The following is a 10,182-nucleotide window of genomic DNA, read 5'->3' as shown; positions in this document are numbered from 1 at the left end:
GAGCGCGCTGATCGCCAAGATTCCCCTGCCGCTCAGCCGCCATATCGCGGCGATCTATCGGCCCGCAGTCTAATGGCTGGCGGTCTCGCCTCTCTCGGCCAGATCGGCAGCGGCTTCGCGGGCGCGCTTCCGGACAGCCAGTTGAAATGGTTGCAGGTCCAGAGGGCCAAGCAGGAACTCGCGCAAATCGAGCAGCAGTTGCAGGCGCAGGGTGCTGCCGGCTCGGCCTTTGGCGGGCAACCTGGACCGCCGCAGGGCATGCCGCAGCAAGGCCCGCTGCCGCCTCCGCCGGGTCAGGCAAGCCAGCCAGCCCCTCCTCCGCCGCAACAAGGAATGCCTCCAGCGCCGCCTCCTCGTGGCAGCGCGCCCATGGGGCAACCAGGTGCGCCGCCCGGACAAGCCATGTCTGCTCCTGGGGTGAACGGCGGCGGCATGGCCCCGGGCGGCGCACCCCAAGGCGGGTTCATGACCATCGACCAGCTTGCCGACCGCATCCGGCAGCGCAATCCGGGGATCGACAATCGCACGCTGTTTGCCGCCCTGGCGCAGGCTCAGCCCTTGATGGCGCCGCAGGACCGGCTCTTGATGCAGCAGACGCTGGGCGAGATGAAAATGGCCGCGCAGTCGGATCGGCTGGGCGTCCAGCAGGCGCTGGGTGACGCGCGGATCAAATCGGCCGAGGATATTGCCAAGCTCAAGGGCGACATCGCTCTCTCGGTCGCCGGGAGCCGGAACGCCACCAACATCACCATCGCCGATAAGCGGGCCGATACCGCCTCCAATGTCGAGGCGGGACGCACCCGCCGCTTCGATGCCGGGGAGGCGGGCAAGAACCTGCGCGAGGACAAGCGGCTGTGGTCGCAGGCCGACCGCCAGGCCAAGAGTCAGACTCAGAAGGAGGCGCTCGGTCAGTACAATCTGGATGCTCGACAGCTATCCGCCATCGTCTCGCAGCTCAACAGCTTGCAACAGAACGCGCCTGACGATCCTGAAATCGGCAAATTGCGCGTGCAGCGCGACGCCATCGTGTCGCGCATGACGGCGACGCGCACCAAGAACCCGTTCCTGCCGCCGGCCGCGCAGGCAGCGCAGTCGTTCAAGCCGGACACCGGCTATGGGGACGAGGGCGGTGGAGCGGCGCGGGACGCGCTGCCGGAGCAGCCGGGCGTTACCTCCGGTCAGCCCAAGCCGGGCGACGTGGTGGACGGCTATCGCTTCAAGGGCGGTGATCCGGGTAATCAAGCTTCCTGGGAAAAGGTCCAGTGATGAATGCCCGATGGACCGTGGACAAATTACCAGCAGCAGGACACGGCGCCGAAGCCGTGGGAGAAGTTTTCTCCTAATACCGTCACGCCAACGACTATGCCATCTGTCGGGCCATGGCAGAAATTCGCATCAACAGCACCGCAAAAGCCCGGCCTCGTCTCTCGCACGGCAAGCGAGATGTGGGACTGGTACAAGGGCCTCGGCAAAGAGGACCGCGAGCAGACGGCCAAGGAGTTCGGCGCCGATCCCAAGGAACTGAATACCATGGCCGGGGTGCGGACCTGGGCCGCGCGCCATCTCGATCCGAAAAGCCCGGAATATCGCGCCTCGCTGGACAAGGCCCTCAACTTAGCCATGGGCACACAGGCGCCCGGCAAAGCCATGGATGCCCTGGGAGGCCCCAGGAAGCCGCCAGGAGGCCCTTCCGCGCCAGAGGCTACGCCAGTACTCCCCAAGCCCGAGACGCCCTCTGGCGCCCCTCCTGCGGCCCCGGAGGCGCCGCCTGCCAAGCCTGTCGTCTCTGCGCCCTCCAAGGTCGCCGCCCCGCAGGACGTGCCGTCGCGCGCCATGGCAGCCGAAATGAAGCCTGAGCAGATTGAGGAAGTCCGACGCCAAGCCGATACCACGATCCCGCCGTCAGGTGTCGCGGACGATTTCCGGCATATCTTCTCACCCGGCAAGCGCGGCGAGGCGGGAGAAGCCACCGCTGGCATGATGCGCGAGGGGCTGGCGAAGCGCGAGCAGAACTTTCAGCAGGCTGCGGAGAACCTGCGCGGCTTCGGCGCCGAGGTTGGTAAGCTATCCCAGCCGGCCCGGCTGGCCTACATGGACGCCATCGAGACCGGCAAGATGGGACCGTTCGAGGGCACCAAGCTCGGCTCGCTGGCTGGCGAAATTCGCAAGCTGTTTGATGACCGCTGGCACAAGATGGACGAGATGGGGATCGCCCCGGCCTATGTGCAGGACTACCTGCCGCATCTCTGGCAAGACCCGCGCGCCGCCGCCAATGAGTTTGCCAAATACTATGGTGGACGGTCGCTGGAGGGCGGCAAAAAATTCACCAAGGAGCGCACCTTCTCGACGGTCGCCGAGGGCATCGCGCACGGCCTCAAGCCGGTGACGGACAACCCTATCGAGATGTCGCTGATGCAGCTTCACCAGATGGACCGCTTCATCACCGCCCGCGATGTGTTCGACGAAATGAAGGACGAGGGACTGGCCGTGCAGGTGCCGCACAACGAACGGCCGCCGCCGGGCTGGATACCGCTCGACGACAAGATCGCGCGGGGCGGTAACGCCCACTACTACGCGCCTGAGCCGGCGGCCACCATTGTCAACCGCGCCCTATCGTCCGGTCTTTCCGGCCAACCGATTTACGACACGATTCGCTCGGCTGGCAATATGATGAACTCGGCCCAGCTTGGCCTTTCCGGCTTCCACGCCCTGTTTGTCATGGCGGATGCCGCCACCTCACGCGTCGCCAAGGGCGTCAAGCAGATCAGTCGCGGCGAGCCGGGGGAAATCGTGCGCGGCCTGGGTAATCTCCTCGGGCGCCAATCCTCGGCGCCGGTCGAGAATTACCTGACAGGTCGCAAGGTGCTGAACCAGTATCTCGGGCGCGGCACCTATGGCCCCGAGATGGAGAAGATCGTCAACGCGTTGGTTGCGGGCGGCGGACGGGCGAAAATGGACAGCTTCTATCGCGGCTCGCCGGCAGGATCGTTCTGGCAGGCGTTTCGTGGCTCGCTGATGAAATCGAGCGGTCGCCAGACCCTCGGGCAAGATTTGAGCGAGATGTTCCGCAACGCCGCGCCCATCAAGGTCGGCGGCATGCAGATCGCGCCGGGCCAAGTGCGCGCCGCTGCCGAGTTGGTACCGCGCGTCATGGACACGATCATGGCGCCGCTGATGGAGGATTTCGTTCCGAAGATGAAGCTCGGAGTGTTCTACGATCTGATGAGCGACGAGCTGCGCGTCAATCCGGCGATGAGCCAAAAGCAATTGCGCCAGGTCGCGGGCCGCATCTGGGATTCGGTCGATAACCGCCTCGGCCAATTGGCTTACGACAATATGTTCTGGAACCGCACCATGAAGGACATTGGGCATGTCGCGGTGCGATCCCTCGGCTGGAATCTCGGCACGCTGCGCGAACTTGGTGGGGGCGCCGCCGATCTTGCTAAGACCCCTATCAAGGGCCGGGCGGAAAGTCCTGGCGGCAGCAAGCAGTTGACCGACCGCGCGGCCTACGTGGTGGCGATGCCAATCATGACGGCGATGATGGGGGCACTCTATCAGTATATCAAGACGGGCAAAGGCCCGCAGGAGTTCAAAGATTATTTCTTTCCGCAGACCGGCGGCAAGGATGCACAGGGCGGACCCGAGCGCGTCTCGATGCCGGGGTATTTGAAGGATGCGGTCGAGTGGGCGAAGCAGCCGGAGCAGACCGCGATCAACAAGATTCACCCTCTGTGGTCAACGGTCTACAACATGATGAACAATCAGCAATGGAACGGCGCCGCGATCACGGATACGCGCCAGGGCCAGCCGGTGCAGGGCATCAAGGACTATGGCCGCTACCTGATGGACCAATTCTCGCCCATCTCGGTCAAGCCGCAGACCGGCATGCAGAACAGCAAGGTCAGCGGGCCAGAGCAGTTTTTCGGCATCCGGCAGGCACCCTACGCGATCCGCGAGCCGGAGCGCGCCGCCGGCTATGATCGCAAAGTGATCTCGCGCAAGGTCAAACTGAAACACAAAATGGATGCGCGCCAGTGAGGGTCTTGGTCATTGACGACGACCGCCCCGAGGTCGATTTCGTCTGGCGCGCGCAGCAATCGGGCCAGGAGGTGCGGTGGTACGTCCGACCGACCGAGCGCAACAAGCGCATCGGCGAGGGGATGGTTAAGCGCGTGGCAGATTGGCGGGACTGGACGCGCTGGGCCGATCTTATCGTCCTGACCAGCAATACCAACTTCCTGCGCGAGACGGATGCGTGGCGGCGCGATAACCCCAAGTCCCGCATCGTCGGCGCCACCCGCGACTCGGCGGATTGGGAGTTGAATCGCACCCTCGGCATGAAGGTCTTTCAGAAGCACGACATCGCCATCCCGGCCTACCGCGAGTTCAACGACTACGATTCGGCCATCGCCTATGTGAAGCGCGAGGATCGGGCCTTCGTCTCGAAACCGTGCGGCGACGAGCCGGACAAGTCGCTGTCCTATGTCGCGAAGTCGCCGGCCGATCTCGTGCTCATGCTGGAGCGGTGGAAGAAAAACCAGCGACACAAGGGCTCGTTCATCTTGCAGGAGAAGGTTGCGGGCTGCGAGATGGCGGTCGGCGGTTGGTTCGGCCCTGGCGGGTTCAGCGCCGGCTGGGCGGAAAACTTCGAGTTCAAGAAGATGTTTGCGGGCGATCTCGGCGTAGCGACCGGCGAGCAGGGCACCGTGCTGCGCTACGTCAAGAAGTCCAAGCTGGCCGATAAGGTATTGAAGCCGCTTGCGGCCGCGCTGGAAAAGACCGGCTATTGCGGCTATGTCGATGTCAACTGCATCATCGACGACAAGGGCCAGCCGTGGCCCCTGGAATTCACTATGCGGTTCGGGTATCCAACCCTCTCGATCCAGCGGGTGCTGCACCAAGGAGATATGGTCGAATGGCTGGCATGCCTCTCAGAAGGGCGCGACGCGAGGCCGCAAGACTTGCTGCTGAACAAGATCGCCTGCGGAGCGGTGGCGACCCTGCCGCCCTACCCGTACAGCCACGCCCTCCAGAAGGACGTGACGGGGATACCGATCTACGGCTTGACGCCCTCCTTGCTGGAGCGGGTGGCGCCGCTGGAGGTGATGATGGGGGAAGCGCCGCAGAACGCGGGGGGCAAGGTGGTGACGGCGCCGTGCCTGGTAACGGCGGGGGATTACGTCCTGGTGGCAACGGGTTTGGGCGATTCCGTCAGGGGCGCCCGACGCGCGGCCTACGCAGCATTGGACCGGATCGAGATGCCGGCGAACCCGAGTTGGCGGATCGATATCGGTCAGCGCCTGAGCCGCCAGTTGCCGGAGATTCAGAGACACGGTTACGCGACGGACTTGACCTACTAGACCTCTCGCCGGAGCAGTTCCGGCGAGGCGCGCAATTGGCGGCCGAGCGCACGCTGGAGTTCCTCGCCCTCAAGTTCGATCCGCTCACGACCAAGGACTATCTGCGCCTCATCGTGTTGCAGCAGCAGACCGCGCAGCAGTTCTTGTCGCTCTACGGTCGAGTGAACCCGGCCATGCTCAAGGGCGGCGGGAAGGATCGGATGGGGGAGATTCTCGCGGCGATGGGAGGGGGCGCGTAGACTTAGCCCATACCTGCCGACGCGGTATGCCGTATTTACGCGCCTTCTTTTGCCTTATTCAAGGCGCTAAACTAATAAACTGTTGGGCGACCCCCAACGGGAAATTCGGGGGGATTGGCTATGGAACGTTCCAAACCAATAGGAGTTCGAAAGTCAGTGGAGAAGGACATGGCGAAGGAAAAAGTCCGACAGAATCCTCCTTCCAAGGTATCGCTTGTCTACAAGGTTGTGGGCGCGAACACGCATGTCTTTACCACCAACGATTTCCGGGGATTTTATGTCGGTAATGCTTCCTTGCGCGCGGCGTTTGATGGTGTCGCGCGTGCTCTAGGTGAGCATGTGTCATTGGTCTATGGCACCAAGACCGAATACGTTTTGGACATGTCATTTGAGGCATTCGCGACGCGCCCTATTTCTTTAACGCCAACCCCGTCCTGGTACATCTTGAGAATGGCGTGGTGTCTTATGGTGTTTGTCGGTCTCATTCCAGCCCCTCCTTGATAGCCCAGCGTGCGATGCGCTCCGGGTCAGCCTCGATCAGCCCAAGCTCCACGGCCACGATGCCCGCCACCCAGCAGGCCGCGATCAGGCGGATACCGTAGCGCCAGCGCTCAATCTGGAAAAGCTCGCCCATGGTTATCGTGTCGTCTTTCGCATGAGCGGCCGTCAGATCGTCCCGGATACCCGCTATGGCGCCGGCGAGGCGGCGTTTGATCCAGGCTGCATTCTCTGGCCGCGTTATGTAGCGCAGGTAGGTGTTGCCCGCATGGCCCCGGTTCGCCAGCAGGTGCCCTTCGATGCGGTCGCCATCCTTGGGCGCGATCAGCGCCTTGGGCACCTTGACCTCGACATCGATGCCGAACAACTCGCCTGGATCGAGCGGAAGCCGCGCGCCGCTGGCGGAAATCAGGATGGGTCGGTCGGGCGCTGTCACCGACGCCTCGATCAGAGCCTTGATGCCGACCGGATCGCGGTTAGCAAGGCGGTTGAGGATGACAGGACCCAGAGACAACGGTGGCGGTTGGATAGGTCCACCACCCCACACGCTCGCCGCGGCCGCCAGCGCCACGCTCTTACCGGCATGTTTGCCGCCATGGATCGAGAGCGCCGCGCCGCCCTCCTTGGTCTCGATCAGCGACATGAGGGGCGACGCGAAGCTGGCGAGGAGGGTGAATGCTTGCGCCTCGCAGCCGAGGGCAAAGAGCATATTGGCCCGCTCTGACCAAACCGTGAGCGTGCCTTGAGTGCCGCACGGATCGGGCGGCAGGTCCTTGCCGATGAGGTCAGTGAGAATCATGGCTTACCTGCGCGGCCGCAATAGCCAGCAGCCACGAAAACCGGCGGCGATGCACCATCTGGCAGCGATTTTTGCTTGGCATTGTCGGTTGCACGCCATGCCATGCAGGCCGAGCCGATGCAGGATGCGGCATTCGGGAATAGAGCATGCGGAAAGGGTGCGCCCAAATCCTGGACGCGATTGTATGCGGGAAATTCGCCGGCGCTGCGCAAGCGCACATCCGGGCACCATTTGGTTTTCGCTTCTTCCTCGGTCATCATGCGCTACCCTGTGGGGCCATGCCGCCGATAGATTGCTGAATCGGCGGAAACGGCGTCTGCGAAAACTGGATCGTGTCGATGGCGTGAAACGGCACCGCGCCTTGCACCAGGATAATGCCACCGTCCGCGCGCATCTCCTTCCACCACATGAGGAAGGGGGAGATAAGCTGCACGTCCACCACGAGCCCGCGCGCCGTCGTCACGCGGGCATAGCCAGTGATCGGCTTCTCATCTGACATTTTTCGGGTCTTTCCGACACGCCGCCTCGATCAATTGCTTCGCAATAAATCTGGCCTGTTCCGGTGTTAAGCCGACCGTCTTCTCCGCCGGAATGGACAGAAAAATGACGTTGGCTCCGTCGCTGACTGTCACAGCGGTATCGTCTGTCTGACCAACCATCATCACTCTCTTTGCGTCAGCAATGCCGTGAATTTCGCGCATCAGTATCCTCCTTGATGTTTCAGCTTCTCGCGCTGATCGGCTGACTTCGTGCGCCACACTTCAAGCCGCGCCGCAAGGTGCGTAACCTTAGCCCGCGCTGTCTCGGCAGCGGCGCGTGCGGCGCGCATCACCTCAAGCTGCTGCTGGTAGCGCTCGCTGGCCCTAGCGCGGTTCTCAGCCGACGCAACGGCACCGCCGATCTCGACCGCGACCTCGGCCAGCACGACCTTGCGCATATGCTCCTGATGCTCGGCCTCGACGACGAGCTTGGCTTGCTCGTGGAGCGCCGCTCCGTATTCGGCCAGGAAATCATCGATCGCGGCCACGGTCGTTCCGCAGGAAATTGTTCTGCCACTTCAGGTCGTCGATTTCCTTGCGATAGGTCGCAATTCTGATCATCGCCGCGATGATGCAGATGACGCAGCCGATGAGCATGACACGCTCCCAAGTCACGGCACGATCTCCCGCTCGAACTCGGGCGCTTCCTCTTGCAGCATGGCCTCGCGCTTCGTCGCCATCTCCATCAGCTTGTCATATCTGTCCGCCTTCACGTCCTTGATCAGCGCCAACTCCTCACCATGGTCCGCGATGGTATTGCTGAGCGCGGCCAGCGTCGGCGCCATGGCGAGCATGCCTTTGATCGTCTCGTATGCCTTCGCCGCCTCGGCATAGCGTGGGTGCTTATCGCCAGCGGAAGTAGAAGTCGGCGCGGCGCCAGCCGGAGGCGATACTGGAGCTGTGGGCGCTGCCGAAGGGAGGGGCGCCACATTGCGCGCGGCCGCCGACGCGTCCTCCGCACCATTACTGGCTTGGTCCATCTCGTCGCTGGTGTAGAGGCCAGACAGTTCCTGCGGGAATGCCCGCCGCAGCGCCAGCGCCTCCGCCACCTTCGAGATCATCAGGTCCGGCATCTTGGACCAAAACGAGGTCAGGCCGCCGTCCTTCTTCTTCTGCGCGTAGGTCGAGAACCGGGCAACGGCATAGAGCGGCTCACGGAAATCAACCCGCAGCACGCCAACGCGCGCGGCGGCCGGCGGCTCCTTCGCCAACCACACATCGCCCCACATGCCATCATCGCCACACCAGTCCGGGCCAACCTGCCCTGCATACTTGCCCGACCGCTCGGCAATGAGACGGAAGCCGTCGATGCCGGTCTGGATCGTCATAGCCTCGCGACCCAGCGCCGAGTCCCACCGTTTCACCGCGTAAGCTTGGCGGGCCAGCGGGTCGAGGCCGGTGCGCTTGCACTGGTAGAGGAATAGTTCCAGTTCCTGCTGCGAGGCGCCACGGCAGATCGTTTCCTTGATCAGCTTGACCTGCTCGGCGGTCGGATTGAACGTCGCCAGCGCATGCCCCGGCAGAATCTCGCCCGTGGTCATGTCAATCGTCTCGCCCGTTTTGGTTTTGACCTCAGCCATTCTTTCTCTCCAACGCTTCCGCAATGCGACGCAGACATCTGACGATGGCGCCAATATCCAGAGCTATGACGGAAAAGACGCCGATTAGCGCCCCCAACATAATGCCGGTCGTCATCCCAGCCCCTTGATGCTCAGGCCGCGTTTGTCGCGCTTCACCGCCAGCCCATACCCTGTCGCCATCCCCACGTCCGGCTCGACCAGTGCCTTAATGTCCCTCACCGCGAGGTCGAACGCAGCGGCAGGCCCCTTGTTGGCGAGCCACCGCGCCGCCGCATCGGCGAAGGCGTTGTTGCCCTCCATCGAGACCGTGCGGAACTTCTCCACCGGCGGCGGGACAGGCAGCGGCGCGCCCTGCGGCGGCGGCTCGTCGCGCTCGACGTAGCCCCAGAACTCGGCGCAGCGCTCGACATAATCCGAGGCGTAGAACGGGTCCAGCTCCAGTTCCGCGACCTCGAACCGGTCGGTTCCAATCAGCACCGAGAGGACGCCGCGCGAGAGGCCGCACACGATCATTTCGTGGCAGACCTGCGGCGCATACCGCGCAATCACCTCCTCGAAGGGCTGCCGACCGCTGACGTGCTTGCACTGAATCACGCGTGCCTTGGCACCGGGGAAATCCGCTAGGCCGTCCAGCGTGCAGCGCAGGAACTTGTGCTGCTCGTGGATGCGAGGTACGCCCTGGCACGACACGCTGCCGTGGCCCATCAGCTCGAACCAATAGAGGTTGAACGCCTCGGTCGCGCTGCCAAGCTGGACCGGTAGGACGCGGGACAGGTCCTCCGGCTCGCTGCGCTTGGTCTTGTCCAACCACAGCGCATGCCATTCCCCCGCGACGATCTTGGGCACATCGCTGCCCCCGATCCCCTTGCGTCGCTCCTCAAGAGCGGCTGCGGTTAAGCCAAGCTGCATGGGCGTCCTCCTCGAACTTGGTTTGCGGCAGGCGCAGCCAGCATGTGCGGCCCTCGACATGATCGACGATGAAACCGCCGACCACCTCGCCCGCGCTGAACGGCTCGCCGAATGCCGTGAAGGTCTTGCCGCCGGGCGTCACCAGCACGATCTCACCCACCATTTGCGCCCTCCACCATTGATCCAGCATGGCCGCTCCTGTGATATGATGGAAATTACCATAGCCTCCCCCTCCCTGTCAACAATTATTGTTGT

14 protein-coding genes are annotated in these 10,182 nt (G+C 63.3%); 5 read left to right on the top strand and 9 right to left on the bottom strand.

All coding sequences use genetic code 11. The features are described from left to right. From VGG47_RS15555 to VGG47_RS15535, 5 genes are all read left to right on the top strand, one after another. Nucleotides 1–1,266 (top strand): hypothetical protein (locus tag VGG47_RS15555; protein WP_331540220.1); only part of this gene is annotated, 1,266 nt, incomplete at its 5' end. A gap of 3 nt (nucleotides 1,267–1,269) precedes the next feature. Continuing rightward, the gene (locus VGG47_RS15550) at nucleotides 1,270–4,041 is read left to right on the top strand and encodes a hypothetical protein (protein WP_331540218.1); all 2,772 of its coding nucleotides are present in this window, start codon (nucleotides 1,270–1,272) and stop codon (nucleotides 4,039–4,041) included. A gap of 5 nt (nucleotides 4,042–4,046) precedes the next feature. After that, a complete protein-coding gene (locus tag VGG47_RS15545; RefSeq protein ID WP_331540216.1) occupies nucleotides 4,047–5,363 on the top strand; it encodes a hypothetical protein in 1,317 nt (438 codons plus the stop codon). 35 nt (nucleotides 5,364–5,398) lie between these two features. Continuing rightward, complete coding sequence (locus VGG47_RS15540; protein WP_331540214.1) at nucleotides 5,399–5,602, top strand: hypothetical protein; 204 nt, start codon at nucleotides 5,399–5,401, stop codon at nucleotides 5,600–5,602. Between the two features lie 120 nt (nucleotides 5,603–5,722). After that, nucleotides 5,723–6,103, top strand: a complete 381-nt coding sequence (locus VGG47_RS15535; RefSeq protein WP_331540212.1) for a hypothetical protein — start codon at nucleotides 5,723–5,725, stop codon at nucleotides 6,101–6,103. Here VGG47_RS15535 and VGG47_RS15530 read toward each other — a convergent pair. The 9 genes from VGG47_RS15530 to VGG47_RS15490 form a co-directional block, all read right to left on the bottom strand. Next, complete coding sequence (locus VGG47_RS15530) at nucleotides 6,084–6,899, bottom strand: DUF927 domain-containing protein (RefSeq protein WP_331540210.1); 816 nt, start codon at nucleotides 6,897–6,899, stop codon at nucleotides 6,084–6,086. The genes VGG47_RS15535 and VGG47_RS15530 overlap by 20 nt on opposite strands. Beyond that, entirely contained in the window at nucleotides 6,896–7,159 is a 264-nt protein-coding gene (locus VGG47_RS15525) for a hypothetical protein (protein WP_331540208.1), read from the bottom strand. Before VGG47_RS15525 ends, VGG47_RS15530 begins: the two co-directional genes overlap by 4 nt. Beyond that, nucleotides 7,156–7,398: a hypothetical protein gene (locus VGG47_RS15520; RefSeq protein WP_331540206.1), complete on the bottom strand. Its 243-nt coding sequence runs from the start codon at nucleotides 7,396–7,398 to the stop codon at nucleotides 7,156–7,158. The genes VGG47_RS15525 and VGG47_RS15520 overlap by 4 nt, the downstream gene beginning before the upstream one ends. After that, entirely contained in the window at nucleotides 7,388–7,600 is a 213-nt protein-coding gene (locus tag VGG47_RS15515) for a hypothetical protein (protein ID WP_331540204.1), read from the bottom strand. The genes VGG47_RS15520 and VGG47_RS15515 overlap by 11 nt, the downstream gene beginning before the upstream one ends. Further along, nucleotides 7,600–7,926 carry a hypothetical protein gene (locus VGG47_RS15510; protein ID WP_331540202.1) on the bottom strand — a complete coding sequence of 109 codons (327 nt, stop codon included), beginning with the start codon at nucleotides 7,924–7,926 and terminating at the stop codon, nucleotides 7,600–7,602. The genes VGG47_RS15515 and VGG47_RS15510 overlap by 1 nt, the downstream gene beginning before the upstream one ends. After that, nucleotides 7,910–8,053 (bottom strand): hypothetical protein, encoded by a 144-nt coding sequence (locus VGG47_RS15505; protein WP_331540200.1) that lies wholly within the window; start codon nucleotides 8,051–8,053, stop codon nucleotides 7,910–7,912. The genes VGG47_RS15510 and VGG47_RS15505 overlap by 17 nt, the downstream gene beginning before the upstream one ends. Then, on the bottom strand, nucleotides 8,050–9,018 hold the full coding sequence (gene bet / locus VGG47_RS15500) for a phage recombination protein Bet (RefSeq protein ID WP_331540198.1): 969 nt from the start codon (nucleotides 9,016–9,018) through the stop codon (nucleotides 8,050–8,052). The genes VGG47_RS15505 and bet overlap by 4 nt, the downstream gene beginning before the upstream one ends. A gap of 111 nt (nucleotides 9,019–9,129) precedes the next feature. Continuing rightward, entirely contained in the window at nucleotides 9,130–9,927 is a 798-nt protein-coding gene (locus tag VGG47_RS15495; RefSeq protein WP_331540196.1) for a YqaJ viral recombinase family protein, read from the bottom strand. Continuing rightward, complete coding sequence (locus VGG47_RS15490; protein ID WP_331540194.1) at nucleotides 9,896–10,117, bottom strand: hypothetical protein; 222 nt, start codon at nucleotides 10,115–10,117, stop codon at nucleotides 9,896–9,898. Before VGG47_RS15490 ends, VGG47_RS15495 begins: the two co-directional genes overlap by 32 nt. Nucleotides 10,118–10,182 lie beyond the last annotated feature (65 nt).

The organism is Acidocella sp. (genome assembly GCF_036489515.1).
Taxonomy (GTDB): Bacteria; Pseudomonadota; Alphaproteobacteria; order Acetobacterales; family Acetobacteraceae; genus Acidocella.
This window is presented reverse-complemented; position numbering and strand designations above follow the sequence as displayed.

Excerpts from the sequence above, each read along its gene's own strand:
- VGG47_RS15550 (WP_331540218.1), top strand. The coding sequence starts at position 1,270 with ATGCCCGATGGACCGTGGACAAATTACCAGCAGCAGGACACGGCGCCG.
- VGG47_RS15535 (WP_331540212.1), top strand. The coding sequence starts at position 5,723 with ATGGAACGTTCCAAACCAATAGGAGTTCGAAAGTCAGTGGAGAAGGAC.
- VGG47_RS15530 (WP_331540210.1), bottom strand. The coding sequence starts at position 6,899 with ATGATTCTCACTGACCTCATCGGCAAGGACCTGCCGCCCGATCCGTGC.
- VGG47_RS15525 (WP_331540208.1), bottom strand. The coding sequence starts at position 7,159 with ATGATGACCGAGGAAGAAGCGAAAACCAAATGGTGCCCGGATGTGCGC.
- VGG47_RS15520 (WP_331540206.1), bottom strand. The coding sequence starts at position 7,398 with ATGTCAGATGAGAAGCCGATCACTGGCTATGCCCGCGTGACGACGGCG.
- VGG47_RS15515 (WP_331540204.1), bottom strand. The coding sequence starts at position 7,600 with ATGCGCGAAATTCACGGCATTGCTGACGCAAAGAGAGTGATGATGGTT.
- bet (WP_331540198.1), bottom strand. The coding sequence starts at position 9,018 with ATGGCTGAGGTCAAAACCAAAACGGGCGAGACGATTGACATGACCACG.
- VGG47_RS15495 (WP_331540196.1), bottom strand. The coding sequence starts at position 9,927 with ATGCAGCTTGGCTTAACCGCAGCCGCTCTTGAGGAGCGACGCAAGGGG.
- VGG47_RS15490 (WP_331540194.1), bottom strand. The coding sequence starts at position 10,117 with ATGCTGGATCAATGGTGGAGGGCGCAAATGGTGGGTGAGATCGTGCTG.